A 25,847-nucleotide genomic window follows, 5' to 3' on the forward strand; every position below is an offset into this window, starting at 1 on the left:
CTTCGCTTATATAAGCAGGGCATGATAGAAAGGGCGGGTGCACGCCTTCGACGTCCTCGGTGATCCGGTGCGCCGCCGCATCCTGGAGCTGCTCGCCCAGGGCGAGCTCACCGCCGGCGGTGTCTGCGCGGTGATCCAGCAGGAGTTCGGCATCTCCCAGCCGGCCGTCTCGCAGCACCTACGGGTGCTGCGGGACAACGGCTTCGCCACCGTGCGCCCGCAGGGCGCCCGCCGCCTCTACGCGGTCGACCCACGCCCGCTGCGCGAGGTCGACGAGTGGCTGGCCGGCTTCCGCCGGTTCTGGACCCCGGCCCTGGACGCCCTGGCCACCGAGCTGGCCCGGGGCCGGCGCGAACGGCGATCGCACACCGAGTCGACCGACGACAGGAGTGCCCGATGATCGACACCACGCACCAGATCAGCGCCGTCCGCCGCACCGTGGGCAACCGCACGCTCGAAGCCAGCGAGGCGCGCGTGCTCACCATCAGCCAGACCTACGACGCGTCGCTGGAGGACCTCTGGGACGCCTGCACCAACGCCGAACGCATCCCCCGCTGGTTCTTGCCCGTCTCGGGTGACCTGCGCCTGCACGGCCGCTACCAGTTCGAGGGCAACGCCGGCGGCACCATCGAGCGCTGCGACCCGCCGCAGAGCTTCGCCGCCACCTGGGAGTACGGCGACGAGGTGAGCTGGATCGAGGTCCGCCTCACCCCGGAGGACGACGGTCGGACCCGGTTCACCCTGGAGCACGTCGCGCACGTCGACGACGAGCGGTGGGCCGAGTTTGGCCCGGGCGCGGTCGGCGTCGGCTGGGATTCGGGCCTGCTCGGCCTCGCCTCCCACCTCGCCGCCGACGGCAGCGGCGTCACCCCCGAAACGGCCGCCGCCTGGATCGGCTCGGCGGACGGGCGCCGGTTCATGACGGCGAGCAGCGAGGCCTGGCGCGAGGCCAGCGTCGCCGCCGGCACCGACCCGGAGCAGGCGCGGGCCGCCGCCGACCGGACCACGGCCGCGTACACCGGCGCACCGGCCGCCTGACGACCGCCGCGCCGGGCCGCGTTCACCCCGCGGCCCGGCGCGACGGTCAGGGCGTGGCGTCCGGGAAGGAGCGCACTACGCGTCGCCCGCTACGTGACATCCGGGACGACCATGGCCCCGGTCCGCGAGATCGCCGCACAACTCCGGCACGCCGGGTGGCGCTGACGGGCACCGCCTGAGCACCGCCGGGTGGGGAGCGTCCGCGAGGCCGGGGCGGTAACGTGCGGCGACATGACCGGCTCTTCGTACTCGCACTGCTCGTTCTGCGGCGCCACCTACCCGGCGGACGCCGGCTGGCCGCGGGTCTGCGCGGTCTGCGGCGAGACGGTGTGGCGTAACCCGCTGCCGGTGGCGGTCGCGCTGCTGCCGGTGCGTACGGACGCCGGGCTCGGCCTGGTGGTGGTCCGCCGGGACATCGAGCCGGCGCGCGGCCTGCTCGCGCTCCCCGGCGGCTTCATCGAGTACGGCGAGGAGTGGGCCGACGCGCTGGTGCGGGAGCTGCGCGAGGAGACCGGCCTGATCGGGGCGGCCGACGAGGCGAGGCTCTTCGCCGTGCACGGCGCCCCGGCCGGCGGCACCATCATGATCTTCGGCGAGCTGCCGGAGCGCCCGGCCGAGGGGCTGCCGCCGTCCGCGCCGACCGAGGAGGCCACCGAGTGGCTGGTCCTCACCGAGCCGGTCGAGCTGGCCTTCTCCACCCACACCCGGGCGATGGCGGACTTCTTCGCCCGCCGGCCCTGACCAGCGGCGTCGATCACGCGGGTGGCCCGCCGGTGGCCGGGGCGCCGATGAGGAGACCGGGACGGTCGGGTCAGGCGGCCGCGCGCTCGCCGAGTGGCCGGCGCCGGCGGGCCGGGTCGGTGAGCACCGGCGGGCGCCAGGCGCCGTCGGGCTGGTAGAGGTTGACGCCGGGCGGCACGATCTCGTCGATCCGGTCGAGGATCGTGTCGTCGAGGACCAGCGCGGACCCGCCGAGCAGGCTGTCGAGCTGCGCCATGGTGCGTGGACCGAGCAGGGCCGAGGTGACCGCCGGGTGCGCCACGGTGAAGGCCACCGCCAGCTCGGGCAGCGTGCAGCCGACCTCGTCGGCCAGCGCAGCCAGCTCCGCCAACGCCTGGAACTTGGCGGCGTTTCCGGGCAGCGTCGGGTCGAAGCGGGCCGGGGTGAGCGCCGGGCGGCCGGTGGTCAGGTCGACGTCCCGGCCGGTCCGGTACCGGCCGGAGAGGAACCCCGAGGCCAGCGGGCTCCAGACCAGCACACCCATGCCGTACCGCTGGCAGACCGGCAGCACCGCGGTCTCGATCCCCCGGGCGACCAGCGAGTACGGCGGCTGCTCGGTGCGGAATCGACCCAACGCCCGGCGCTCGGCCACCTGGTGCGCCTCGACGATCTCCTCGGCCGGGAACGTCGAGCAGCCGAAGGCGCGGATCTTCCCGGCCCGGACCAGGTCGGTCAGCACGCCGAGGGTCTCCTCCACGTCGGTGGTGTGGTCGGGGCGGTGCACCTGGTAGAGGTCGATCCAGTCGGTGTCGAGCCGGCGCAGGCTCTCCTCCACCGCCCGGACGATCCAGCGCCGTGAGTTGCCGCCCCGGTTGGGTCCCTCCCCCATCGGGAAGTGCACCTTGGTCGCGAGCACCACGTCGTCGCGCCGACCGCGCAGCGCCTTGCCGACGATCACCTCGGACTCCCCGGCGGAGTACATGTCCGCCGTGTCGACCAGGTTGACCCCCCGGTCGAGGGCGGCGTGCACGATCCGGACGCAGTCGTCGTGGTCGGGATTGCCGACCGCCCCGAACATCATGGTGCCCAGCGCGTGGACACTCACCTCGATGCCGGTGCCGCCGAGGACGCGATAGCGCACGGTCCTGCCTCCTGTGGATCAGCGCCGGCCCCGCGCCCGCGCGATGCGAGGCAACCTAGGCTTTCGAGTGCACTCGAGGTCAACCTTCGGCGGGTCCCGCCCCGGCGCGGCAGGCGCCGCGCCGGGGGGACGTCGTCAGGCGGCCGCGCAGCTCGGAAGGGCGGTGGGCCCGACGCCGGTGCCCTGGAACCCGAACTCGGTGCTGCCGCCGGCGCCGACGGTGCCGTTGTAGCTGAGGTTGCGGAACGCGACGCTGCCGGAGGTGCCGGTGTTCTGCGCGTTCCAGGTGTTGGTGACCGTCGCGCCCGAGGGCAGGGTCAGGCCGACCGTCCATCCCTTCAGGCCGGCCGGGCCGGCGCTGACCCGGACCGTGGCGACGAAGCCGCCGGTCCAGGACTGGAGCGAGACGGACGCGGTGCAGCCGCCGCCGCTCGGGGGCGGCGTGGTCGGCGGGGCGGTGGTGGGCGGCGGCGTGGTGGGCGGGGTCGTGGTCGGCGGCGCGGTGGTGGGCGGCGTGGTGCTGCCGCCGGCGTTGAGGGCGTCGAGGGTGGCGGTGTACGCCGGCTTCTTGTTGCCGTTGCCGTCGAAGAGCAGCGGCGTGCCGCTGGCCCGCCAGGAGTCGGTGTCCCGGATGCCCCAGACGGAGATGCCGGTGCACCGGGTGACGGCGAGGCAGGCCCGGGTGACCCGGGTGTAGTTGTCGGCCTGGGTGCTGCCGGAACCCTCGATGTCCAACTCGGTGATCTGTACGTCGACCCCGAGGTTGGCGAAGCGCTGGAGGTTGGCCTGGTAGTCCGACGGCACCGGCGAGGCGCTGTTGAAGTGCGACTGGAAGCCGACGCAGTCGATCGGCACGCCGCGGGACCTGAAGTCCTGCACCATGGCGTACACCGCGTTGCTCTTCGCGTTCTGCCCGTCGGTGTTGTAATCGTTGTAGCAGAGCTTCGCGCCCGGGTCGGCGGCCCGCGCGGTACGGAACGCCACCTCGATCCAGTCGTTGCCGGTGCGCTGGAGGTTGGAGTCGCGCCGCGCGCCGCTGCCACCGTCGGCGAACGCCTCGTTCACCACGTCCCAGGCGTAGATCTTGCCCTGGTAGTGGCCGGCCACCTGGCTGACGTGGCTGACCATCGCGGAGCGCAGCGCGCTGCCGCTGAGGTTCTGCGCCCAGCCGGGCTGCTGGGAGTGCCAGGCCAGGGCGTGCCCACGGATGCGCATCCCGTTGGCCTGGGCGTGACTGACGATCCGGTCGGCGCTGGTGTACGAGAACTGGCCCTGCGCCGGTTCGGTGGCGTCCCACTTCATCTCGTTCTCCGGGGTCACCATGTTGAACTCGCGGTTCAGGATGCCCACGTAGGCGGAGTCGGAGAGCTTGTTGGCCGCGACCGCGGTGCCGAAGTAGCGGCCCTGCTCGGCGGCCGAGGTGGCCAGCGTCGTCCCGGCGCTGGCGCTGGACGCGACGGCGACGGTGGCGCCGAGGGCGACGGCGCCCGTGGCGATCGAGACCAGTGCGGCGCGCAGCCGCGGTGCAGTCGTCAAACGCCCACTGCCGCGGGCGCGTACGTGGTTCATGGCAGTCGCCTTTCGGAGAACGGGTGGGGGATGCGCCACCCCGACCGTCGCCCGAATGCGGTGGCCGGCAGGGCCCTCGCGTGGTCGCCCGGGGGCCACGCCGGCCCGTCGCCGTCACTCGACCGCCACCGCAGAGGTCGAGGGGTTCCGGCCAGTGACGCTATCGAAACATCTCGAAAAACTCAACGTTCATCGATGTCTTGATTCGCCGTCCACGCTGCGGACCGGCCACCGGGGAGCGGAGGTGCGGGGCCGATCTCCGAAACGTTCGATGCCGGGGCCGGACGGATCGGCGACGGCCGCCTAGGCTTCCACGGATCGGCCCAGGGCGGCACCACCGCCCGGGAAGGAGCGTCGCGCATGGTCACCTCCGCACGCCGGGTGAGCGTCCTGCTGGCGCTGGCGCTCTCCGCGTTCGCCTTCAACACCACCGAGAACCTGCCGATCGGGCTGCTGCCGCTGATCTCCGCCGACCTGGACGTCCCGGCGGCCGCGGTCGGCCGGCTGGTCTCCTGGTACGGGCTCACCGTGGCGCTCGTCTCGCTGCCGCTGGCCCAGCTGACCCGGGCCGTCCCCCGCCGTCACCTGCTCGGCGTCGTGCTCGCCGTACTCGCGGCGGCCACCATGGTCTCGATCGTCGCCGCGTCGTACCCGGTGCTGCTCGGCGCCCGGATCGCCACTGCGCTCGCCCAGGCCCTGTTCTGGGCCGTCGCCGCACCGGCGGCGGTGGGGCTGTTCCGCCCGGCCGTGCGCGGCCGGGTGGTCGCGGTGATGTCGATCGGCGGCGCGCTGGCCACCGTCGCGGGCGTGCCGGCCGGCACCTGGCTCGGCCAACGGGAGGGTTGGCGGGCGCCGCTGGTGGTGCTCACGGTCGCCGCGGTCGCCGCCCTGGTCACGGTCGCCGCGCTGCTGCCGACCACGCCACCCGAGGCCAGCCACGGCGCGTACGCCTCGGCACCGGACCGGGGACGGTTCGCGGCGGTGCTGCTGACCACCGCGCTCTCGGTGACCGGCATGTTCGCCGGGTTCACCTACGTGACTGAGCTGCTCACCCGGGCGGGCTTCGCCGACGGGTCGGTGGCGGTGCTGCTGTTCGTCTTCGGGCTGGCGGGGATCGTCGGGGTGGCGCTGGCGGGGCGGCTGGTGGGCCGGTTCCCCCGGGGCACGCTGGCGCTGACCGTCGGCGGGCAGGCCGCGGCGCTGCTCGGCCTGCCGCTGGCCATCGGCGCCCGCTGGGCGGTGGTCGGATTGCTGGCCGTGCTGGGCGCGTCGGCGGCGCCGGTCTTCGTGGCCACCCAGGCCCGCATCCTGGTGGTGGCGCCCGGCCGTACGGAGCTCGGCTTCGCGGCGAACTCGGCGACCTTCAACGTGGGCGTGGCGCTCGGCGCGCTGGTCGGTGGGCTGGCGCTGCCCACGGTCGGCGCGCGGGGATCGTTCGCACTGGGCGGGCTGGTGACCGTGGCGGCACTCCTGGTGGTCCTCGCCGAGCCGCTGCTCGCGACTCGACGGGCCGGCGAGCTGGCCCCGGCCTGACCCGCGCCGGGCGGACGGGACATCACAGAAAGTGGCCGCTGGCCAGGTACGGCGCCGGCTCCGGGATCCCGCGCAGCGCCAGGTAGCCCTCCTGACCGAGGTCGAGCCGGGCGGCCAGGCCGACGTCGATCGCCCAGTGGTTGGCCGTGGTGATGCAGTTGACGAGGGTGTCACCCCGGGCCGAGGCGAGCGCCTCCCAGAGCAGGTCCTGGGCGGTCTCCGGGTGCGCGGCGGCGAGCAGGGCGGGTCGCCCGCGTTCCTCGTCGAGGTAGACGTACCCGGGTCGGCCGGGGGCGCGCGACACCACCAGGCGCAGGGTCTTGAGCATGTACTCGTGGTCCGGGCCGTGGCCGGCGCCGCGCAGGTCACGGTCGAGCCGGTCCATCCACCCGACGTCATCGGCGTGCCCCTCGTCGAGCCCGGCGACCGCCGGCAACGTGGACCGGTCGACGGTGCCGACCATGCGCATCTGCGGGTGCAGGGTGAAGCCGGCCAGCCGGTACCGGCGGGTCGCGCCCGGGTGCACGGTGGAGGAGAAGAGGCCCGGACGGCCGTCGGCGTGCGCCAGCACGGCGTCCATCAGCCGCCGGCCGACCCCGGCGCCCTGCTGCTCGGGCAGCACCCCGTAGGTGGCGAGGAACCACAGGTCGTCCCGGTTCTGCGAGATCGCGAAGCCGACGACCTCGTCCCCCTCGACGGCCACCCGGCAGCCGCCGGGGTCCACGGTGAGGAAGTAGCCCATTCGGTCGATCCACTGGGCGGAGGCTGCTGCCGAGCGCGGCGTCACCTCCGGATCACCGACCCTGCGATGACGCCGGTCGGCCTCGAGGAAGGTACGCGCCGAGGCGCGTTCGGCCGACGGAAGGTCCGCCGGCCGCATCGGGCGGATCTCCAGGGATGCCATCCGCCCAGCCTGGCCGGTCACCCGGCCGGAACGCCACCGGATTCCGGGCCGGTGGCGGCCAGGTAACCGCTGGCCTGGAGCGCGAACAGCTCCCGGTAGAGCCCGCCGACCGCCATCAGCTCGTCGTGGTTGCCGTGCTGGACGAGCCGGCCGTGATCCAGCACGAAGATCTGGTCGGCGTGCCGGACGTTGGCCAGCCGGTGGGTGATCAGGACGACCGCCCGGTCGGGACGGCGGCGCAGGTGCTGGAAGAGCGCGTGCTCGGCCCGGGCGTCGAGGGCGGCGGAGGGCTCGTCGCAGATCAGCAGCCGGGCGTCGCGGTAGAGCCCGCGGGCGGCGACCAGCCGCTGCCACTGGCCGCCGGAGAGGTCGTGGCCGTTCTTGAACTCCCGGTCGAGCAGGGTGTCGTAGCCGAAGGGCAGGTCGGCGATCATGTCGTGCGCGGCGGCGGAGCGGGCGGCGTCCTCGACGGTCGGGCCGGGATGGGCGGCGGGGCGGTCGTGCCGGCCGATGCGGATGTTCTGCCCGGCGGTGAAGGGGAACTTCCACCAGTCCTGGGTCATCACCGCCACCTGGGCGGCGGTCTGCACCGGGTCCAGCTCGGCGGCGTCCACGCCGTCCCACCGGATCACCCCGCCGGTGGGGCGGTAGAGGCCGGCGATCAGCTTGGCCAGGGTGGTCTTGCCGGAGCCGTTCTCGCCGACCAGGGCGACCACCTCGCCCCGGCGCACGGTGAGGCTCACCTCGTCCACCGCCGGGGCGTCGGTGTCCGGATAGCGGAGGCTGACCCGGTCCAGCTCGATCGCGTCGAACCCGGTCGCCGTCCGCCCCTGCCCGGCGCTCATCCGGGCCCGCGCCCGGTCGAGGAAGTCCCGGTAGTCCTGGTAGTAGAGGGCGTCCTCGTAGAGGTTGTTGGTGGCGTAGACGGCCCTGCCGAGGCTGGACCGGGCGGACTGGAGCGCGAGCAGGGCGGTGGCCGCGGCGGCCAGCACCACCGTCCCGGCCTGCAGCAGCCCACCGAGGACGGCGTACACACCGAAGGCGGCGAGGCCGCCGGCGGACATGCCGACCGCCCGGGTGGCGGTCTGGGCCCGGGCCAGGCGCAGCTGGGCGCGGGTCTCCCCGGTCATCGTCCGGCGGAACTCGGCGAGCAGGAAACCCCGCATCTGGTACGCCCGGACCTCGGCGGCGGTGTGTCGGTTGGCCATCAGGTGGGCGAGCATCCACAGCCGCCGCCGGCGGGTGATCCGGGCCAGCATGGCGAGGTACTGCCGGCGGGCCATCTTGACCGCGGTGACCGCCTCGGGGACGGCGGCGAGCAGCAGGCAGGGCAGCAGCACCGGCTGGATCACGGCCACCGCGGCGGCGGTGGCCAGCACGCCGACCACCCCGGTGAGCAGGTTGACGGTGTGGTCCACGATGGACGCTGCCTCGGCCATGCCCCGGTCGCGCACCCGGTCCATCTCCTCGGCGAAACCGGCGTCGTCGAACGCGGCCAGCTCGACGGCCGTGGTGGCCTCGAAGAGCCGCAGCTCCACCGCGTAGTTGATCTGCGGGATCAGCCGGGCCTGCGCCCAGCCGGCGACGACCGTCAGGGCGCCCCTGGCGGTGACCGCGAGGGCGGCCAGCGCCAGCGACGGCAGGGCGGCCCGGACCCGGTCGGGCGTCGGCCCGTCGGCGAAGAGCTCGCGCAGCACCCCGGTGGTGGCGAGCAGGCCGAGGGTGGTCAGCACGCCCGCGGCGAGATTCAGCCCGATCGCGGCGAGGGTGTCCCGCCGGTTGGTGGCCCAGGCCAGCGCGACCGCCTCGCGGACCAGGCGGGGCAACCGGCGGGCCACGGACCGGAAGCTGGTGTGCGCGAACTCGGTGGCGTGGTGCATCCAGCTGCCGTCCTCCAGCTCCGGCAGGCTCAGCTCGTCGACGTCATCGTCGTCGGGTGACGGGGGGTTTTCGTCGGACGAGCGGCGCGGGCCGATGACCGTGGCCATGGGTCCTCCCGGGACGAAGGGCGGGAACTCCCGGCGAGCTTACGGTCAGCGATCACGCGGTGTCTCGCGGTGATCGGCGTGTCGTACAGGTGTCGCAGTGGCGTGTCGTCGCCCACCCGTCGGGACGGGTCCGCCGCGTCGCGTCGCGCGGGTCGGCCCCGGGTGGCAGGCTGGACGGCGGGCCGGCGCGGCAGGAGCGAGGACGCGCCGGCCGGCGAACCGTCGTGAAGGAGAAGATCGACCCGATGGCTGCGAGTGTGACCGGCACCGACGAATGGCAGGCGCTGCGCAAGCACGCCGAGACGATCCGCGCCACCCACCTGCGGGAGCTGTTCGCGGCCGACCCGCAGCGCGGCGAGCGGCTCACCGGCGAGGTCGCCGACCTGCACGTCGACTACAGCAAGAACCTGGTCACCGACGAGACGCTGGGGCTGCTCACCGCGCTGGCCGAGCGGGCCCGGCTCAGCGACCGGATCTGCGCGATGTTCGCCGGGCGGCACATCAACTCCACCGAGGACCGGGCGGTGCTGCACACCGCGCTGCGGCTGCCCCGGGACGCCACCCTGATCGCCGACGGCCAGGACGTGGTCGCCGACGTGCACCGGGTGCTGGACCGGATGGCGGCGTTCGCCGAGCGGGTGCGCTCCGGCCAGTGGCGCGGTCACACCGGTGAGCGGATCACCACGGTGGTCAACATCGGCATCGGCGGCTCCGACCTCGGGCCGGTGATGGCGTACGAGGCGCTCAAGGCGTACCGGGACGCCGGGATCAGCTGCCGGTTCGTGTCGAACATCGACCCGACCGACATCCACGACAAGACCCACGACCTGGACCCGGCGACCACCCTGTTCGTGGTGGTCTCGAAGACCTTCTCCACCCAGGAGACGCTGGCCAACGCCAACCAGGCGAAGATGTGGCTGCTCTGCGGGCTGGACGCCGACGACGCGGCGATCGCCAGGCACTTCGTCGCGGTCAGCACCAACGCCCAGCGGGTGACGGACTTCGGCATCGACCCGGAGAACATGTTCGGCTTCTGGGACTGGGTGGGCGGCCGGTACTCGCTGCCCTCGGCGGTCGGCCTGTCGGTGATGCTGGCGATCGGCCCGGAGCGGTTCCGGGAGCTGCTGGCCGGCTACCACGCCGTGGACGAGCACTTCCGGACCACGCCGGTGGAGCGCAACGTGCCGGCGCTGCTCGGCCTGCTCAACGTCTGGTACGTCGACTTCCTCGGGGCGCAGACCCACGCCGTGCTGCCGTACTCGCAGTACCTGCACCGGTTCCCGGCGTACCTGCAGCAGTTGACCATGGAGAGCAACGGCAAGTCGGTGACGCTGGACGGCACCGCGGTCGACCACCCGACCGGCGAGATCTTCTGGGGCGAGCCGGGCACCAACGGCCAGCATGCCTTCTACCAGCTGATCCACCAGGGCACCCTGCTGATCCCGGCGGACTTCATCGCGTTCAGCCAGCCCAACCACGACCTGGGCGAGATGCACGACCTGTTCATGTCGAACTTCTTCGCCCAGACCGCCGCGCTGGCGTTCGGCCGGACCAAGGAGCAGGTGGAGGCGGAGGGGACGAAGGCCGACGTGGTGCCGCACCGGGTGATGCCGGGCAACCACCCGACCACCTCGATCATCGCGCCGAAGCTGACCCCGGCCACGCTGGGCCAGCTGATCGCCCTCTACGAGCACATCGTCTTCACTCAGGGCGCGATCTGGGACATCAACCCGTTCGACCAGTGGGGCGTGGAGTTGGGCAAGGTGATGGCCAACCAGCTCGCACCGATGCTGACCGGCGACGCGCCGGACCTGTCGGACGTGGACTCGTCGACGGCGGCGCTGATCCGCCGCTACCGGGCGGAGCGCGGCCGGAGCTGAGGCTTCCCGGGGGCGGCCGGGTCGTGACGACCCGGCCGCCCTTTCTTCGGTACGAAAACTGGTCCAACCAGTTGACCGGTTGATGTGTTCGCCGCCACACTGCTGCCGTGGCCTTCGTACCCGTGCCCCGCAGCTCCGTCTCCGACCACGTCTTCGGCCAGCTCCGCGACGCCATCGTCAGCGGCCACTACCGGGCGGACGACCCGCTGCCCGGCGAGCGCGAACTGGCCGCCGCGTTCGCGGTCAACCGGCACGCCGTGCGGGAGGCGCTGCGCCGCCTGCAACAGCTCGGCCTGCTCCGGATCAGCCAGGGCGGCGCCACCCGGGTACTCGACTGGCGGGTGCACGCCGGCCTCGACCTGGCCCTGTCCCTGACCCAGTCCGGCGACGTGCTACCCGTCGACAACCTGGTACGGGACATGATGGAGATGCGGGCCTGCGTCGGCGTCGACGCCGCCCGACTCTGCGCCGACCGGGCCACCCCCGCGCTGCGGCACACCGTCACCACCACGGTCGAGGAGTACGCCGCCCTCGCCCCCGACCTGCACGCGATGGGCGCGGCCAACATCGCGCTCTGGCGACACATCGTGGACGGCTCCGGCAACACCGCCTACCTGCTGGCGTTCAACAGCCTGGTGGCCGGGGCGGTGGCCGTGGGCGACGTGCCGCCGCAGCGACGCGCCGCCGAACTGCTCGACGTCGCCGGGCACCGCCGGCTGGCCGAGGCGATCGCCGACGGGCGGGGCGACGCCGCCGCCGCGCAGGCGCACACGCTGCTCACCGCCGACCTCACCACCCCCGCCACCCCACCCGGAAGGGAATGCCGAGCATGATCCCCGCCGTGCTCTACGCCGTACCGGCGTTCCTGCTGCTCATCATCGTCGAGGCGCTGTCGTACCGGTTCGCGCCGGACGACGACGAACGCGGCTACGAACTGCGCGACACCACCACCAGCCTCTCCATGGGCGCCGGCAGTCAGCTCATCGGCTTCCCGTGGAAGCTGCTCACCATCGGCCTCTACGCCGCGCTCTGGACGGTGGCGCCGGTGCACCTCTCCCCCACCAGCGCCTGGACCTGGGTGCTGCTCTTCTTCGCCGACGACCTGGCGTACTACTGGTTCCACCGCACCCACCACGAGGTACGCCTCTTCTGGGCCAGCCACGTGGTGCACCACTCCAGCCAGTTCTTCAACCTCTCCACCGCGCTGCGGCAGAGCTGGACGCCGATGACCTCGCTGCCGTTCTGGCTCCCGCTGGCCCTGCTCGGCATCCCGCCGTGGATGATCTTCCTGCAGCAGTCGATCAGCCTGCTCTACCAGTTCTTCCTGCACACCGAGCGGATCACCCTGCTCCCCCGGCCGATCGAGTGGATCTTCAACACGCCGTCGCACCACCGGGTCCACCACGGCGCCAACGCGGAATACCTCGACCGCAACTACGGCGGCATCCTGATCATCTGGGACCGGCTCTTCGCCAGCTTCGAGCCGGAACGCGCCACGGTCCGGTACGGGCTGACGAAGAACATCACCACCTACAACCCGCTGCGGGTGGCCACCCACGAGTACGCCGCGATCTGGGCCGACGTGCGCCGGGCCGGCTCGTGGCGGCACCGGCTGGGGCACGTCTTCGGCCGGCCCGGCTGGCAGCCCGCCCGATGAGGCGACTCTGGCCGGTGCTCTTCGGCACGGCCGTCGCCGTCGAGCTGGTCGGCGTCGCGCTCGACGCGCCCGCCCTCCAGTGGGCGGCCAAGCCGCTGCTCGCCCCGCTGCTGCTGGTACGGCTGCTGGCCGTACGCCGGCGGTGGGACCTGGTGGCCACCGGGCTGGTGTGCGCGACGGCGGGCGACGTGGCCCTGCTGCTGCCCGGCGACACCGCGTTCCTGGCGGGGATGGGCTGCTTCCTCGGCACCCAGGTCTGCTTCCTGACCGCGTTCCTGCGGCACCGGCGGGCGCCGGCGGCGGTCTTCGCCGGCTACCTCGCCCTCTGGGCCGGAGCCAACGCGCTGCTCTGGGGCCGGCTGGGTGACCTACGGCTGCCGGTGCTCGGTTACAGCCTGGCGCTGAGCCTGATGGCCGCCGCCGCGGCCGGGGTCTCCCGGCGGGCGGCGGCCGGCGGGGCGCTCTTCCTCGCCTCGGACCTGCTGATCGGGGTGGGCGCGGCCGGAGCGGAGCTGCCCGGCCGGCGGCTGCTGGTGATGGTCACCTACATCGCGGCGCTGTTCCTGCTCACCACCGCCTGGGCCCGCCGCTCTCCCGCGCGATCTTGCACTTTCGGCCCCCGTCGCGCACAATTCGCCTTTTTGTCGGGGCAGAAACTGCAAGATCGCCGCAGGTTGACCGGCCCGGACGCTGACTGAGGGGGCGTTGGGGTCAGGGGTTCATCTCGTACGCGCCGGAGAGCGCCTCGACCTGGGCCCAGACCCTGGCAGTGCGCTCCGGGTCGGCGACCGGCCGGCGGACCTGGGTGAGCGCCCAGGCGGCCTGCTCCTCGGTGGCGGTCGGCTTGCCGTGCAGCTCGGTGGCGTGGCCGGAGAAGTCGCGGACCAGCACGTCGAAGATCTCGTCGAGCAGGTCGGCGTCGAGGCCGGTCAGCTCGGCCTGCTCCAGGATCAGCTGGCCGTAGACGACCAGCGCGAAGAGCTGACCGAGGGCGAGCAGGAAGTCCAGGTCGCGCTGCTGGTCCTCGGTCGGGGCGTGCGCGGCGAGCAGGGCGCAGAGACCGTCGGCCTGCTCCCGGAACCGGGCCACGTTCGGCACCTGGGCGTGCGCGTCGTACGCGGCCCGCCAGTCGTGGAAGCGGATCGCGCCGAGGCCGCGGGCCGGGCCCTGCCGGAACAGGAACTCGTCGTCGGCCGGATCGTGCCGGGTGGGCACCGGCGGGAAGTCGGCCGGACGGAACAGGTAGTTGGCCATGAACTTCAGGATCAGGGCCAGGTTGACGTGCACGGTCCCCTCGAGCTTCGGCAGGCCACGGATGTCCCGGGCCGCCTTGTCGAAGTAGGTGTCCGCCTCGAAGCCCTTGGCGGCGATGACGTCCCAGAGCAGGTCGACGACCTTCTCGCCCTCGGTGGTCACCTTCATCTTGGTCATCGGGTTGAACAGCAGGTACCGGCGGTCGTCCGGGCCGGCCGAGCGGAAGTAGTCCACCGCCCGGTCGCTGAACAGCTTCATCGCCGCCAGCCGGGCGTACGCGTCGGTCAGCTCCCGGCGTACGTGCGGGAAGTCGGTGACCCGCCGGCCGTAGAGCACCCGCTGGTGGGCGTGGGTGACCGCCTCGTACATGGCGTGCTCGCAGATGCCGATGGAGGCGGTGCAGAGGTTGAACTTGCCGACGTTGACCGTGTTCAGCGCGGCGTCGAAGGCGGCCTTCCCGGTGTGCAGCACATCCTCGGCGCGCACCGGGTAGTCCTCCAGCCGGAACTCGCTGACGTACATCTGGGCGTTCACCACGTTGCGCACCAGCCGGTACGCGGGGTGCCGGCTGTCGGCGGCGAAGAAGACGTACCCGTCGGGTCCCTCGACGTCGGCGCGGCGGCCGAAGACCGACACCAGGCCCGCGACGTTGCCGTTGCCGATGTAGTACTTGCCGCCGGTGGCCCGGAAACCGCCGTCGCCGTCCGGGGTGAGCAACATGTCGGTGGAGTAGATGTCGGCGCCGTGGCTGCGCTCGGAGAGGCCGAACGCCATCACGTGCCCCTCGTCGAGCAGCGCGGCGGCGTGCGCCCGGGCGGCGGCGTTGTCGCTCTGCCAGACCGGTCCGAGGCCGAGGACGGTGACCTGCCAGGTGTACCAGTAGCCGAGGCCGTAGAAGCCGAGCACCTCGCTGAGCGCGGCGTTGCGGGCGGTGTCCCAGCGCTTGGCGGGGTCGTCACCGCCCTCGGCGGCCGGGGTGCAGAACGCCGCGAAGAGCCCCTCCTTGGCGGCGAAGTCCAGGAAGTCGCCGTACCAGGAGTGGTCGTTGTAGCTGTCCACCAGGGTTTTCTTGCCCCGGGCCTCGAACCAGTCGACGGTGGCGCGCAGCAGCCGGCGGGACTCGGCGTCGAGGTGGGCGGGGTCGTAGGTGCGGGGGTTGAGCAGGGGCGAGCCGGCCATGGGGTGGTCCCTTCCTCGGGGGTGGTGGTCAGCGGTCGAGGTCGCGCAGGGTGGTCAGGACGTCGTCGAGCCAGTCGAGCACCATCCGCTCGTACGCGATGCCGCCGCGCAGCACCACGTGCTGGAGGGCGGCGCGGGCGTCCGGGTCGGCGGGGTCGGGGAAGTCGCGGCGCTCGCCGGCCAGGTAACTGGCGAGGACGGCCCGGTGGTCGGCGCGGTAGCGCTCGACCTCAGCGATCAGGGCGGCGCGCCCGGCCGGGTCGGCGAAGGCGGCGCCGCGGATCTTGACGGCCAGCTCGTGCCGGACGGCCTCGGGCTGGACCGGGGCGCGCAGCCAGCCGGCCAGCGCCTCGCGGCCGGCGGGCGCGGCGGACCAGCACCGCTTGTCGGGCCGGCCGTCCTGCCCGACCTCCTCGGCGGTGACCCAGCCGTCGGCCTCCATCCGCTTGAGCACCCGGTAGATCTGCTGGTGGGTGGCGGTCCAGAAGCGGCCGATCGAGCGGTCGAAGCGGCGGGCCAGCTCGTATCCGGACGCGGGCCGCTCCAGCAGGGAGACCAGGATCGCGTGTTCGAGGGCCATGCCGGCATCCTGCTATGCAACGAGTTGCATAGGCAAGGCGGGAGGGGCGTGGATCACAGCACGACGCCGCGACCGAAAGGTCGCGGCGTCGTGGGACGGAGCAGAGGCGCGGTCAGCGCCGGCGATCGGTGGCCGGCCGGCGGGTGAGCACCACGCCCAGGGCGATCATGCCGAGGCCCAGCAGCAGGTGCAGCCAGTTGTCCGCATTGTTGAACGGTACGAAGTTGGCCCCACTGTCGTAGCCGACGACCAGTCCGTAGAGCCAGAGCACCAGGTAGATGACGCCACCACCGATCAGGTAGGTACGCGCACCCGAGACCGTGCGGGAGAGCGCGAGCCCGGCGACGCCGTAGAGCAGGTGCACGATGTTGTGCAGCACCGACACCTGGAAGAGCCCGAGCAGCTTCGCCTCCGACTCGTGCCCCGCGAACATCATCGTGTCGTAGTTGCTGGTGATCCCGGGGATGAAACCGAGGATCCCGACCAGCAGGAACACCACACCGGCCGCCTGCGCGGCACGTTGTACGGGCGACGCGGCGGTCGCCCGGCCACCGGGCCTGTTCACCATCTCAGTCACCTCCGTCAAGGTCCATGGCGGCGGCATGCCCCGCCCGCATCCCGGCAAACCCGTCACGGCGACTTGGTCAGCTGCCTTTGATCAACCACGCGCCGAGCCCACCTGCGCCACCCGATTCGGGGTCATCCGGTCATCGTGCCCCGGAACGGGCGTCGCCGAACGGTACGACGTGGCGATCGCCACGCGGCCGGGGGTTTACCGGGCCGCACGGATGGAGAGTTTCCCCAGGTGACAACAGAGGGGGAGACCGTGTCCGAGAACGACCGACCGCAGCCGCCCACCGGGGTGACCGACCCGCTCCTGTGGCGGCTCGCCGCCGAGGTGGTCGAGGCCCACCAGCCGGACGAGACCGGGCACTGCGACAGCCTGCTCTGCGACCACCAGGAGTGGCCCTGCCAGGCCGCGCGCAACGCCGAGCGGGCGCTGGTCGCCTCCGGCGCCGCGCCGCTCTCCGAGGCCGAGGCCGAGGCCGAGGCCGAGGCCGAGGCCGAGCGCCGGGACGAGGAGCCGCACGCCATGTCGACCCTGCCGCAGCGCCGCTCCCGCGCCGAGGCCGCCTGAGACGACCCCGGCCGGGCGTCCCCCGGCCGGTTCACCACCCGCCGGGCCGGTACCGGGCGAGCGGGTTGCGCAGCGTGCCCACCAGGCGCAGCGCGCCCACCGGGTCGGCCAGGTCCACCATCTGCCGGTTGTCGCGCAACTGGAGCCGGTTGAGGCAGGACAGCGGGAACTCCGCGGCGAACAGGTCGTAGCGGCGGAGCCGGTCGGCGAGGTGCGGGACCCGCTCGGCGTAGCCGGTCGCGCAGTCCGCGACGGCCCGCCAGAACGTCTCCTCGTCGAGCACGCCCGCCTCGACCAGTACGGCGTTGAGGTGGCGCAGGAAGCAGTCCAGCACGTCCGTGAAGAGGGAGAGCAGCCGCAGCTCCGCCGGCACGTCGGCGCGGATCCGGCGCACCGCCGGTGGCAGGTCCGCCGCCGGGCCGAGCACCACGATCTCCTCGGCGATGTCCTTGAGGATGACCCGCTCCACGACGCCGTCGTGCAGCACCAGGATCACGTTCTCGCCGTGCGGCATGAAGACCAGGTCGTGGGCGTAGAAGCAGTGCAGCAGCGGGATCAGGTAGGCGTCCAGGTAGCGGCGTAGCCACACCGCGGGCGCGAGGCCGGATCGGGCGACCAGCACCGCCGCGTACGACCGGCCGTCCGCGTCGGTGTGCAGCAGCGCGGCCATCGTCGCCAGCCGCCGGCCCGGGGGCAGCCCGACCAGGGGGCTCTCCCGCCAGAGCGCCGCGAGCATCTTCCGGTACGGCGAGCCGGGTTCGGTGGCCGCCTCGTACTGCCGGTGCCGGTGGCCGACCGCGGCCCGCTCGCGCAGGATCGTCACCCCGGTCGAGGCGAGCAGTTCGTCGCCGGTGACCAGCTCGGCCAACCAGTCGTTGATCGCCGGGGTATCCGCCATGTACGCGGTGGAGAGCCCGCGCAGGAAGCCCATGTTCAGCACCGACAGCGCGGTCTTGACGTAGTGCCTCCTCGGGTCGGTCAGGTTGAAGAAGGTGCGCACCGACTGCTGGGCCCGGTACGTGTCCGGCCCCGGGCCGAGGCAGACCAGCCGGCGGCGGGCAAGCTCGCCGGCGAAGGTGACCGAGATCCGGTTCCACCACTGCCAGGGGTGCACCGGCAGCAGGTGGTACCCGGCCGGGTCGAGGCCGAGCCCGGTGAGCGTGGCGTGGAACCGGGTCAGGGTCTCCTCCCCGAGCTCCGCCCGCATCAGGGTGTCGTGGTCCAGGCCCGCGCCGGCGGCGAACATCGAGTGGTCGCGGTGTGCGGCGAGCCAGAGCAGCCCGACCGGTTCGCCGGCCTCCGGGGCGTACCGGTGGTACTCGTCGAGGCCGAGGCCGAGCCGGCCGTTGTTGGCCACGAAGCACGGGTGGCCCTCGGTCATCGCGGTCTCCACGGTCTGGAAGTCCGCGTCGACCAGCTCCTTTGCGCTCACCGGCGGCCGGGCCGCCTTGTACGCCGCGCCGGCCAGGGTGGAGGTGATCTCCTCCAGGTAGACCGGCAGCACCTCGTCGCTCAGGCCGAGGGTGTCCCGGAACTCCAGGCAGAGGTCCAGGGCGTCGAGCGGCAGCGGCACGCCGGCGCGCTCCCGGGTGATGCCGGCCGGCTCGATCCACCAGTGGTCCAGCGCGTGCAGGCGGGCGGTGAAGTGGTACTCGACGGCGCAGTCGTCGGTGCGGACGGCGTACCGGTCCGGCCCGACCGGGCGCGGGGTGAGCAGGCGTTCGTGGGCGAACTCGGCGAGCGCCTTGCGGACCAGCGACCGGTTGGCGTGGTCCCAGGCGTCGGGGGTGAGGTGGGCGACGGCGGTGCGGGGATCCACTCAGCACTCCTGGGCGAGGAAGCGGTCCCGGGTGCAGACGCTGAGCAGCGCGTCCTTGCCGGGCAGGGCGAGGGTGCCGACGACGGTGAAACCGACGGCGGCGTTCAGCGCGTGCACGGCGCTGTTGCGCACGTCCGGCTCGACCACCACCCGGCGGGTCGCCGGGTCGGCGAAGAGCCAGCTCAGCACGGTGGTGAGCACCGCCCGGGTGAAGCCGTGCACGGGCGTGCCGGGCGGTGCGCAGAGGAAGTGCATGCCGACGTCGCCGGGTCGGTGGTCGTACCGGCCGGCCAGCTCGACGTGGGCCGGGTCGTACCGCTCGACCAGGAACGCGGGGGCGTCGCGCCAGGTGCCGACGGCGGCGTGGTGGTGCGGGTGGGCGGCGATCTCCCGGTAGGTCGCCGCGACCGCGGCGACGTCCGCCCCCGCCATCTGCCAGAACACCGACCGGGGGTGGGTCACCCAGCGGTGCAGCAGCGCGGCGTCGGCCTCCGGGGCGAGGGTACGCAGGCCGAACTCGCCCAGTCCCGGGTCGCGCCGGGTGTACGGCAGCCTCACCGGCCGGCACCGGCGGGGACGCCGAACTCCTGGAAGGCGATCCGGGTCTCGATCGGGTAGACCTCCCGGCCCAGCAGCTCCCGGATGATCCACGAGTTGCGGTACGCCCCCATGCCCAGGTCGGGTGAGGTGACGCTGTGCGTGTGGGTGCCGGCGTTCTGCACGAAGACGCCCCGGCCGGTGTGGTCGACGCTGTAGTTGCGGGCCACGTCGAAGCGTCCGTGCGCGTCCCACCGGATCCGGTCGGCGACGCCGGCGAGCCAGTCCGGCCGGCGCCAGCGGTAGCCGGTGCCGAGCACCAGGGCGTCGGTGGCCAGGGTGTGCTCCCGTCCCTGTTCGCGGTGGCGCAACCGCAGCGCGTACGACCCGTCCCCGGCCGGCGTCACACCGGTCAGCTCGGTGCCGGCGAGCAGCCGGGCCCGCACCGGGCCACCGACCGACCGGGCGTAGAGCAGGTCGTGGATCTCGTTGACCAGGTCGGCGTCGATGCCCTTGTACAGCGGCGCCTGCTCGCCCTCCAGCCGGTAGCGGGCCGGCTCGGGCAGGGCGTGGAAGTGGTCCACGTAGTCCGGTGAGGTGAGCTCCAGGGTGAGCTTGGTGTACTCGAGCGGGAAGAAGCGCGGTGAGCGGGTCACCCAGCTCAGCTCCCGGGCCGGATCACCGTCGGTGAGCAGGTCGCGGACCACCTCGGCGGCGCTCTGCCCGCTGCCGACCACGGTGACGCGCCGCCGGCCCCGCACCGCCGCCCGGTGCTCCCGGTACGCCGAGGTGTGCACCACCGTGTCCCCGGCGAGCCCGGCACAGGCGTCCGGCACGTACGGCGGCAGGCCGGTGCCGAGCACCAGGTGCCGGGCCCGATGGGTCACCCGTTCCCCGCCCACGGTGGCGTGCACCAGGTAGTGCCCGGCGGCCTCGTCCCAGCCGACCGCGGTGACCCGGTGGCCGAACCGCAGGTTGTCGAGGCGGGCGGCGGCCCAGCGGCAGTAGTCGTCGTACTCCGCGCGCAGCGGGAAGAAGCTCTCCCGGATGTAGAACGGGTAGAGCCGGCCGCGCTCCTTGAGGTAGCGCAGGAACGAGTACGGCGAACCGGGGTCGGCGAGGGTGACCAGGTCGGCCAGGAACGGCGTCTGCAACCGGGTGGACTCCAGCAGCATCCCGGGGTGCCAGGAGAACTCCGGGCGGGCCTCCAGGAAGAGCGCGTCCAGCTCGGGCAGCGGCGCGGTCAGGCAGGCCAGCCCCAGGTTGTACGGCCCCAGGCCGATGCCGATGACGTCGTGGGTGGACATGTTCTCCTTCTCTGGTCAGCCGACCGGGCAGGCCGGCCGGGCCGGCGCGTACCCGTCCGCGTGGGCGGCGAGCAGGTCGCGCACCCGGGCCACGTCCTCGACGGTGGTGGCCGGGTTGAGCAGGGTGAGCTTGAGGAACTGCCGGCCGTCCACCGTGGTGCCGGCGACCAGGGCCTCGCCGGACGCGGCGAGGGCGTCGCGGGCGTACCGGTTTGCCTCGTCGGCCAGCTCGGGGTCGGCCGGCCGCCAACGGAAGACGACGGTGGAGAGCGCGGAGGCGGGGAGCACCTCGAACCGGGGGTCGGCGGCGAGCAGCCGCCACGCGTCGGCGGCGGTGTCCACGACCCGGTCGAAGAGCGCGCCGACCGCGTCCGGGCCGGCGATCCGCAGGGTCAGCCAGAGCTTCAGCGCGTCGAAGCGCCGGGTGGTCTGCAGGCTCTTGTCGACCTGGTTGGGGATTCCCTGAGCGGCGGCCCGCGCCGGGTTGAGGTAGTCGGCGTGCCAGGTGGCGTGCCGCAGCACCCGACCGTCCCGGACCACCAGGGCGCTGGAGCTGACCGGCTGGAAGAACGACTTGTGGTAGTCGACGGTGACCGAGTCGGCCCGTCCGATGCCGGCGAGCAGGTGCCGGCGGGTCGGCGACACCAGCAGCCCGCAGCCGTACGCGGCGTCGACGTGCAGCCGGACCCCGGCCGCCGCGCAGACGTCGGCGATCGCGTCGAGCGGGTCGATGGCGCCGAGGTCGGTGGTGCCGGCGGTGGCGACGACCGCCATCACGGGCAGCCCGGCGCGCGCGCAGCGGGCGAGTTCGGCCGCCAGCGCGGCCGGTCGCATCCGCCGGCCGGCGTCGGCGTCGACGGTGACCACGGCGTCGGCGGGCAGGCCGAGCAGCAGGGCCGCCTTGCGGACGCTGAAGTGGGCCGCCGCCGAGGTGAGCACGCGCAGCCGGGGCAGCAGCGCGGTGCGGCCCGACTCCTCCGCCGGCCGGTGGGCGGTGTCGTCGCCGGTGAGCAGCGCCTCCTCCCGAGCGAGCAGCAGGGCGTGCAGGTTGGACTGGGTGCCGCCGCTGGTGAACACCCCGTCGGCCGTCGGCCCGTACCCGATCCGGCCGGCGGTCCACTCGATCAGTCGCCGTTCGATCAGCGTCGCGCCGGCGCTCTGGTCCCAGGTGTCCAGGGACGGGTTGACGGCGCTCAACAGCGCCTCACCGAGCAGCGCCGGCACCAGCACCGGGCAGTTGAGGTGGGCGAGGTAGCGGGGGTGGTGGAACCAGACCGCGTCGCGCAGCCAGACCTCGTCCAGCTCGTCGAGGGCGGCGGTGGTGTCGCGCAGCGGCCGGTCCAGGTCGATCCGGTCGACCAGGGGCGCCAGCGCGGCCGGCGACACCCCGGTGAAGGGCCGGTCCGCCTCGGCGACCCGGCGGGCCACCCGGTCGACGCCGGCGGCGACCGCCGCCCGGTATCCGGCGACGGTGCCGCCGGTGAGCAGCGGGGCCGGGTCGGTGCTCTGCCCCGGACGGGTCATGGCAGGTCCTTTCCTGACCGGGACGGCGGGCGGGGTCACCGGGACGCCTCGGCGCGCAACTGCTCCTCCGAGACGCCGCGCCGCCAGTAGCCGGCGAAGGTGATCCGCCGCCGGTCCAGTCCGCGCTCGGCGACCAGGTGCCTTCGGACCGACCGCACGGTCGCGGCCTCCCCGGCGATCCAGGTGTACGGGGTGCCGGTGGGAAGCCGGGCGGCGCGGATCGCGGCCACCAGCAGGCCGCTGCCGGGCAGGGTGCTCCCCCGCACCAGCCAGCACACCTCGGCGTCGGCCGTGGTGGGCAGCTCCCGGATGTCGCCGGCGTCGGGGACCTCGATCCAGCACCGGACCCGGGTGCCCGGGGGCAGCCAGGCCAGGATCCCGGCGGCGGCGGGCAGCGCCGTCTCGTCGGCGACGAGCAGCACGTGGTCGGTGCCGGGCGGCGGCTGGAAGCGGACGCCCCGCTCGTCGGGCACCGCCGGCCCGAGCAGCGCGACCCGGTCGCCGGGGCGGGCCCGGGCGGCCCAACGTGAGGCGGGCCCGGTGTCGCCATGGTGGACGAAGTCGACGTCCACCTCGGTCGCCTCCGGCCGCTGGGCACTGATCGTGTACGACCGCATCACCGCGCGCACCGCCGGGTCGAGGGCCCGCCAGCGGGCGTACCAGTCGTCGTCGAAGTCGAGCGGGACGACGGGCGCGAGCTGGCCGGGGTGGGGCAGGAAGAGCGAGACGCTCTGGTCCCGCCCGCCGCCGGCGAAGCCGGCCAGCTCGTCGCCGTCGAAGGTGACCCGGATCAGCGAGGCGCCGACCCGTCGGGTGTGGCGTACCCGCGCCCGGTGGAAGCGGTAGCGCAGGGCGGCCGGGGCCGCGGCGGTGGTCACCCCAGCCGCCGGGCGGACCGGATGGCGGTGGCCAGGTTCTCCAGCAGCGGCGCCGCCCCGGCGTACGAGAAGCGGGGCACGGCGTCCCAGCCGATGACCTGGCCGGCCCGGACGGCGGGCAGCTCCCGCCAGGTGGGCTTGCCGGCGAGGTCCTTGGGCTGCAACGCGGTGGAGCGGTTGTCGAGCAGGATCAGGTCGGCCGGGAACTTGCCGGCGTTCTCCCAGCTGAGGCTCTCGAAGTAGTCGCCGCCGGAGAGCTTGTTCGGTACCACGACATCGACGCCCAGTTCGGCGAAGTACATCAGGTCGGTGCTGACCTTCGGGTTGGAGACATAGAACAGGTCGGGGCTGCCGGAGGCGGCGAGCACCCGGATGCCGGGGTTCGCCCGCACCGCCTGGCGGACCGACTCGGCGGCGGCCTCGAAGCGGGCCCGGGCGTCGGTGACCTTCTTCGCGGTCAGGTCCGCGCCGAGGGCGGCGGCCAGCTCGGCGTAGCGGGCGATCGGTCGGGTCATCGGCACGCGGGCGGTGGTGACCACCGCGGTGGGCGCCAGCGCCAGGATCTTGTCGCGGCTCTCGTCGGGCACGTACCAGAGGGCGTCGGGGTCGTACATGTGGGTGACCAGCAGCTCCGGGCGGAGTGCGGCGTACTTCTCCAGGTTGAACTCGCCCCACACGTTGCCGAGCACGGTCACCCGGTCCACGTCGAGGTCGCCGGCCTGCGGGTGGGCCGAGCCGTCGCCGCGGGTGGTCTCCCCGAAGACGCCGACCAGTTGGGCGTCCAGGCCGAAATCGATCAGCGCGGCGGCGACCCCGGCGAAGGCGACGACCCGGGTCGGCACCGCCGGCGTCTCGACCTTCCGGTTGCGGTCGTCGGTGAACGTCCACGGGCCGGCCGGCCCCTTGGCGCTGCCCTTAACGTCGGAGGAGCCGCCGCAGCCGGCGAGGAGCGCGGCCAGGGCGGTGCCCCCACCGGCGGCGAGCAGGCCCCGGCGGGAGAGACGGTGGGCGGAGGCGGAAGCAGGCATGGTGACGTCTTTCGATCATGCCCGGACCAGGTTGGCCCGAGACGGCAAAGTTAGGTTAACCTAACCTAACTTCGAGTCAAGAACACCCGCGCCGTTTCTGCCCAGAGTGGAGCCGACACTGTCCGTCACCGCCACGGCCGTCGCGCCGCCGTCCGCCCCGCCACCGAGCCGGGGCGGCCGATCCGGCGTACGGGCCGCCGGCCTCGCCGCCGGCCTGCTGCTGCTCCTCGCCGTCACCGTGCTCAGCGTCGCGATCGGCGCGAGACACCTCTCCCCCACCGAGGCGTGGCACGGCCTGATCTCCGCCGCCTCCCCCGACCACCCGGTGGTGTACCGGATGCGGCTGCCCCGCACGCTGCTCGGCCTGCTCGCCGGCGCCGCCCTCGGGGTCGCCGGGGCGCTCATGCAGACCCTCACCCGCAACCCGCTGGCCGACCCGGGCCTGCTCGGCGTCAACGCCGGCGCGTCCGCCGCGGTCGCCACCGCCACCGCGCTGCTCGGCGTCGACACCACCGGCGGCTGGATCTGGTACGCCCTGCTCGGCGCGGTGCTGGTCACCATGGGCGTGCACGCCGTCGCCGGTGGACGCCGGGCCACCCCGGAACGGCTGGCGCTGGCCGGCGCGGCGCTCAACGCGGTGCTCTACTCGTACGTCAGCGCGGTGATGCTGCTCGACGCGGCCTCGCTCGACCGGCTGCGGTTCTGGACGGTCGGCTCGCTGGCCGGCGCCGAGTTCACCACCGCGCGTACCGTGGCGCCCTTCGTGCTGGCCGGCCTGGTCGTCGGCCTGGCCGCCGCGCGCCCGCTCAACGCGCTGGCCCTCGGCGACGACGCGGCCCGGGCGCTCGGCGCCCGGCCTGCGCTGGTCCGGGCCGCGGCCGTGGTCGCCGTCACGCTGCTCTGCGGCGCCGCCACCGCCGCATGCGGGCCGATCGTCTTCGTCGGACTGCTGGTGCCGCACCTGGTCCGCGCGCTCACCGGACCCGACCTGCGCTGGCTGCTGCCCGGCTGCGCGGTCTTCGCACCCACCCTGCTGCTCGGCGCCGACGTCGCCGGCCGGGTGCTGGGCCGACCCGGCGAACTCCAGGTCGGACTGGTCACCGCGGTGCTCGGCGGGCCGTTCTTCCTGCGGCTGGTGGCCCGACCATGACGGTGCTGCGCACCCGGGCCGGCCACTCGCTGCGGTGGCGCGCCCGCCCGCTGGTGGTCGGCACCGCAGCCGCACTGCTGGCGGTCGCGCTCGGCGTGCTCGCTGTCGGCGGCGGCGACTACCCGATGAGCCCCGCCGACGTGCTGCGCACCCTGGCCGGGCGCGGCAGCCCGGCGGAAGAGTTCATCGTCGGGGAACTGCGGCTGCCCCGGCTGGTCACCGCGCTGGCCGCGGGCGCCGCCCTGGCGCTCTCCGGCGCGGTCGTCCAGACGCTGCTGCGCAACCCGCTGGGCAGCCCCGACGTGCTCGGCATCACCCAGGGCGCGGCGACCGGCGCGCTGGTCGTGGTGGTCACCGGCGGCGGCAGCCTGGCGCTCTCCGCCGCCGCGCTGGCCGGCGGCACCGCCGCCGGCCTGCTGATCCGCGCCGTCACCGGCGCCCGCGGGCTCACCGGCCACCGGCTGATCCTGGTCGGCATCGGCGTCTCGGCCGTGCTCACCGGGGTCAACGGCTGGCTGCTCACCCGGGCGCCGCTGATGGACGCCGCCCGGGCGGTGCTCTGGCTCACCGGCAGCCTCGACGGGCGCGGCTGGCAGCAGGCCGGGCCCCTGCTGCTGGCGCTGGCGGCGCTGGGCCCGGTGCTGCTCGGCCGGGCCCGGGCGCTGACCGCCGTCGAACTCGGCGACGACACCGCCACCGCGCTGGGCGTGCCCGTCGACCGGGTACGCCAGGCGCTGCTCGGCGCGGCGGCGCTGCTCGCCTCCGCCGCCGCGGCCGCCGCCGGCCCGGTGTCGTTCGTCGCGCTCGTCGCGCCGCACCTGGCCCGCCGGCTCACCCGGGCGCCCGGCCCGAACCTGGTGACCTCGGCGCTCACCGGCGCGGTGCTGCTGCTCGCCGCCGACCTGCTGGCGCAGCGGGCGTTCGCCGACCGCCAACTGCCGGTCGGGGTGGTCACCGGCGTGTTCGGCGGGGCGTACCTGGTGTGGTTGCTCGCCGCGCGGCGGGCGGGACGGAACTGAGGAG

At 73.8% G+C, this 25,847-nt stretch carries 24 protein-coding genes; 11 read left to right on the plus strand and 13 right to left on the minus strand.

Annotation, left to right across the window (positions count from 1 at the left end; all coding sequences use genetic code 11):
- Positions 1-37 precede the first annotated feature (37 nt).
- From V6U81_RS01735 to V6U81_RS01745, 3 genes are all read left to right on the plus strand, one after another.
- Positions 38-400, plus strand: coding sequence for an ArsR/SmtB family transcription factor (locus V6U81_RS01735; protein WP_334483339.1), 363 nt, complete (start codon positions 38-40; stop codon positions 398-400).
- Entirely contained in the window at positions 397-1,038 is a 642-nt protein-coding gene (locus V6U81_RS01740) for an SRPBCC family protein (RefSeq protein WP_334483341.1), read from the plus strand. Before V6U81_RS01735 ends, V6U81_RS01740 begins: the two co-directional genes overlap by 4 nt.
- A 231-nt stretch (positions 1,039-1,269) precedes the next feature.
- On the plus strand, positions 1,270-1,779 hold the full coding sequence (locus V6U81_RS01745) for an NUDIX domain-containing protein (RefSeq protein WP_334483345.1): 510 nt from the start codon (positions 1,270-1,272) through the stop codon (positions 1,777-1,779).
- A gap of 70 nt (positions 1,780-1,849) precedes the next feature.
- Here the strand turns inward: V6U81_RS01745 and V6U81_RS01750 are convergent, their stop codons facing one another.
- Both V6U81_RS01750 and V6U81_RS01755 read right to left on the minus strand, forming a co-directional pair.
- Positions 1,850-2,899, minus strand: coding sequence for an aldo/keto reductase (locus tag V6U81_RS01750; RefSeq protein WP_334483347.1), 1,050 nt, complete (start codon positions 2,897-2,899; stop codon positions 1,850-1,852).
- 135 nt (positions 2,900-3,034) lie between these two features.
- The gene (locus tag V6U81_RS01755; protein WP_334483350.1) at positions 3,035-4,468 is read right to left on the minus strand and encodes a glycoside hydrolase family 10 protein; all 1,434 of its coding nucleotides are present in this window, start codon (positions 4,466-4,468) and stop codon (positions 3,035-3,037) included.
- 360 nt (positions 4,469-4,828) lie between these two features.
- On the opposite strand from V6U81_RS01755, the gene V6U81_RS01760 reads away from it, so the two are divergent.
- Positions 4,829-6,001: an MFS transporter gene (locus V6U81_RS01760; RefSeq protein ID WP_334483353.1), complete on the plus strand. Its 1,173-nt coding sequence runs from the start codon at positions 4,829-4,831 to the stop codon at positions 5,999-6,001.
- A 22-nt stretch (positions 6,002-6,023) separates the two neighbouring features.
- Here the strand turns inward: V6U81_RS01760 and V6U81_RS01765 are convergent, their stop codons facing one another.
- Positions 6,024-6,905, minus strand: coding sequence for a GNAT family N-acetyltransferase (locus V6U81_RS01765; RefSeq protein ID WP_334483356.1), 882 nt, complete (start codon positions 6,903-6,905; stop codon positions 6,024-6,026).
- Positions 6,906-6,922: 17 nt separating this feature from the next.
- A complete protein-coding gene (locus tag V6U81_RS01770; protein ID WP_334483359.1) occupies positions 6,923-8,893 on the minus strand; it encodes an ABC transporter ATP-binding protein in 1,971 nt (656 codons plus the stop codon).
- A gap of 245 nt (positions 8,894-9,138) precedes the next feature.
- Between V6U81_RS01770 and pgi the strand changes: the two genes are divergently transcribed.
- From pgi to V6U81_RS01790, 4 genes are all read left to right on the plus strand, one after another.
- On the plus strand, positions 9,139-10,773 hold the full coding sequence (pgi, locus tag V6U81_RS01775) for a glucose-6-phosphate isomerase (protein WP_334483362.1): 1,635 nt from the start codon (positions 9,139-9,141) through the stop codon (positions 10,771-10,773).
- A 107-nt stretch (positions 10,774-10,880) separates the two neighbouring features.
- Positions 10,881-11,606, plus strand: a complete 726-nt coding sequence (locus V6U81_RS01780; RefSeq protein WP_334483365.1) for a FadR/GntR family transcriptional regulator — start codon at positions 10,881-10,883, stop codon at positions 11,604-11,606.
- Positions 11,603-12,430 (plus strand): sterol desaturase family protein, encoded by an 828-nt coding sequence (locus V6U81_RS01785; RefSeq protein ID WP_334483760.1) that lies wholly within the window; start codon positions 11,603-11,605, stop codon positions 12,428-12,430. The genes V6U81_RS01780 and V6U81_RS01785 overlap by 4 nt, the downstream gene beginning before the upstream one ends.
- Positions 12,427-13,128 (plus strand): lysoplasmalogenase family protein, encoded by a 702-nt coding sequence (locus V6U81_RS01790; protein ID WP_334483368.1) that lies wholly within the window; start codon positions 12,427-12,429, stop codon positions 13,126-13,128. The genes V6U81_RS01785 and V6U81_RS01790 overlap by 4 nt, the downstream gene beginning before the upstream one ends.
- A gap of 13 nt (positions 13,129-13,141) precedes the next feature.
- On the opposite strand, the gene V6U81_RS01795 is transcribed toward V6U81_RS01790, so the two are convergent.
- From V6U81_RS01795 to V6U81_RS01805, 3 genes are all read right to left on the minus strand, one after another.
- Positions 13,142-14,863, minus strand: coding sequence for an acyl-CoA dehydrogenase family protein (locus tag V6U81_RS01795; RefSeq protein ID WP_334483371.1), 1,722 nt, complete (start codon positions 14,861-14,863; stop codon positions 13,142-13,144).
- A 28-nt stretch (positions 14,864-14,891) separates the two neighbouring features.
- The gene (locus V6U81_RS01800; protein ID WP_334483374.1) at positions 14,892-15,443 is read right to left on the minus strand and encodes a PadR family transcriptional regulator; all 552 of its coding nucleotides are present in this window, start codon (positions 15,441-15,443) and stop codon (positions 14,892-14,894) included.
- A 112-nt stretch (positions 15,444-15,555) separates the two neighbouring features.
- Entirely contained in the window at positions 15,556-16,011 is a 456-nt protein-coding gene (locus V6U81_RS01805; protein ID WP_334483377.1) for a DUF4383 domain-containing protein, read from the minus strand.
- Between the two features lie 258 nt (positions 16,012-16,269).
- Here V6U81_RS01805 and V6U81_RS01810 point away from each other — a divergent pair, with 258 nt between their 5' ends.
- Positions 16,270-16,581 carry a hypothetical protein gene (locus V6U81_RS01810; RefSeq protein ID WP_334483380.1) on the plus strand — a complete coding sequence of 104 codons (312 nt, stop codon included), beginning with the start codon at positions 16,270-16,272 and terminating at the stop codon, positions 16,579-16,581.
- Positions 16,582-16,612: 31 nt separating this feature from the next.
- Here the strand turns inward: V6U81_RS01810 and V6U81_RS01815 are convergent, their stop codons facing one another.
- Genes V6U81_RS01815 through V6U81_RS01840 form a run of 6 tightly spaced genes read right to left on the minus strand, consistent with a single transcriptional unit; the run spans position 16,613 to position 23,674 of the window.
- Complete coding sequence (locus V6U81_RS01815) at positions 16,613-18,400, minus strand: IucA/IucC family protein (protein ID WP_334483383.1); 1,788 nt, start codon at positions 18,398-18,400, stop codon at positions 16,613-16,615.
- Positions 18,401-18,952, minus strand: a complete 552-nt coding sequence (locus V6U81_RS01820) for a GNAT family N-acetyltransferase (RefSeq protein ID WP_420883955.1) — start codon at positions 18,950-18,952, stop codon at positions 18,401-18,403.
- Positions 18,953-18,954: 2 nt separating this feature from the next.
- Positions 18,955-20,244: a lysine N(6)-hydroxylase/L-ornithine N(5)-oxygenase family protein gene (locus tag V6U81_RS01825; RefSeq protein ID WP_334483389.1), complete on the minus strand. Its 1,290-nt coding sequence runs from the start codon at positions 20,242-20,244 to the stop codon at positions 18,955-18,957.
- A gap of 15 nt (positions 20,245-20,259) precedes the next feature.
- Positions 20,260-21,768, minus strand: a complete 1,509-nt coding sequence (locus V6U81_RS01830; protein WP_334483392.1) for a pyridoxal phosphate-dependent decarboxylase family protein — start codon at positions 21,766-21,768, stop codon at positions 20,260-20,262.
- A gap of 35 nt (positions 21,769-21,803) precedes the next feature.
- Positions 21,804-22,646, minus strand: a complete 843-nt coding sequence (locus V6U81_RS01835) for a siderophore-interacting protein (RefSeq protein WP_334483395.1) — start codon at positions 22,644-22,646, stop codon at positions 21,804-21,806.
- Entirely contained in the window at positions 22,643-23,674 is a 1,032-nt protein-coding gene (locus V6U81_RS01840) for an ABC transporter substrate-binding protein (protein WP_334483398.1), read from the minus strand. Before V6U81_RS01840 ends, V6U81_RS01835 begins: the two co-directional genes overlap by 4 nt.
- Before the next feature lie 106 nt (positions 23,675-23,780).
- Here V6U81_RS01840 and V6U81_RS01845 point away from each other — a divergent pair, with 106 nt between their 5' ends.
- Together V6U81_RS01845 and V6U81_RS01850 are read left to right on the plus strand one after the other, a co-directional pair.
- Positions 23,781-24,824: a FecCD family ABC transporter permease gene (locus tag V6U81_RS01845; RefSeq protein ID WP_477463155.1), complete on the plus strand. Its 1,044-nt coding sequence runs from the start codon at positions 23,781-23,783 to the stop codon at positions 24,822-24,824.
- Complete coding sequence (locus V6U81_RS01850) at positions 24,821-25,843, plus strand: FecCD family ABC transporter permease (protein ID WP_334483401.1); 1,023 nt, start codon at positions 24,821-24,823, stop codon at positions 25,841-25,843. The genes V6U81_RS01845 and V6U81_RS01850 overlap by 4 nt, the downstream gene beginning before the upstream one ends.
- The last annotated feature ends 4 nt before the right edge of the window (positions 25,844-25,847 follow it).

Origin of the sequence: Micromonospora lacuserhaii, assembly GCF_036902735.1 — a bacterium.
In the GTDB taxonomy this organism is placed as follows: Bacteria; Actinomycetota; Actinomycetes; order Mycobacteriales; family Micromonosporaceae; genus Micromonospora.

Excerpts from the sequence above, each read along its gene's own strand:
- V6U81_RS01740 (WP_334483341.1), top strand. The coding sequence starts at position 397 with ATGATCGACACCACGCACCAGATCAGCGCCGTCCGCCGCACCGTGGGC.
- V6U81_RS01745 (WP_334483345.1), top strand. The coding sequence starts at position 1,270 with ATGACCGGCTCTTCGTACTCGCACTGCTCGTTCTGCGGCGCCACCTAC.
- V6U81_RS01755 (WP_334483350.1), bottom strand. The coding sequence starts at position 4,468 with ATGAACCACGTACGCGCCCGCGGCAGTGGGCGTTTGACGACTGCACCG.
- V6U81_RS01760 (WP_334483353.1), top strand. The coding sequence starts at position 4,829 with ATGGTCACCTCCGCACGCCGGGTGAGCGTCCTGCTGGCGCTGGCGCTC.
- V6U81_RS01765 (WP_334483356.1), bottom strand. The coding sequence starts at position 6,905 with ATGGCATCCCTGGAGATCCGCCCGATGCGGCCGGCGGACCTTCCGTCG.
- V6U81_RS01770 (WP_334483359.1), bottom strand. The coding sequence starts at position 8,893 with ATGGCCACGGTCATCGGCCCGCGCCGCTCGTCCGACGAAAACCCCCCG.
- pgi (WP_334483362.1), top strand. The coding sequence starts at position 9,139 with ATGGCTGCGAGTGTGACCGGCACCGACGAATGGCAGGCGCTGCGCAAG.
- V6U81_RS01785 (WP_334483760.1), top strand. The coding sequence starts at position 11,603 with ATGATCCCCGCCGTGCTCTACGCCGTACCGGCGTTCCTGCTGCTCATC.
- V6U81_RS01790 (WP_334483368.1), top strand. The coding sequence starts at position 12,427 with ATGAGGCGACTCTGGCCGGTGCTCTTCGGCACGGCCGTCGCCGTCGAG.
- V6U81_RS01795 (WP_334483371.1), bottom strand. The coding sequence starts at position 14,863 with ATGGCCGGCTCGCCCCTGCTCAACCCCCGCACCTACGACCCCGCCCAC.
- V6U81_RS01800 (WP_334483374.1), bottom strand. The coding sequence starts at position 15,443 with ATGGCCCTCGAACACGCGATCCTGGTCTCCCTGCTGGAGCGGCCCGCG.
- V6U81_RS01805 (WP_334483377.1), bottom strand. The coding sequence starts at position 16,011 with ATGGTGAACAGGCCCGGTGGCCGGGCGACCGCCGCGTCGCCCGTACAA.
- V6U81_RS01825 (WP_334483389.1), bottom strand. The coding sequence starts at position 20,244 with ATGTCCACCCACGACGTCATCGGCATCGGCCTGGGGCCGTACAACCTG.
- V6U81_RS01830 (WP_334483392.1), bottom strand. The coding sequence starts at position 21,768 with ATGACCCGTCCGGGGCAGAGCACCGACCCGGCCCCGCTGCTCACCGGC.
- V6U81_RS01840 (WP_334483398.1), bottom strand. The coding sequence starts at position 23,674 with ATGCCTGCTTCCGCCTCCGCCCACCGTCTCTCCCGCCGGGGCCTGCTC.
- V6U81_RS01850 (WP_334483401.1), top strand. The coding sequence starts at position 24,821 with ATGACGGTGCTGCGCACCCGGGCCGGCCACTCGCTGCGGTGGCGCGCC.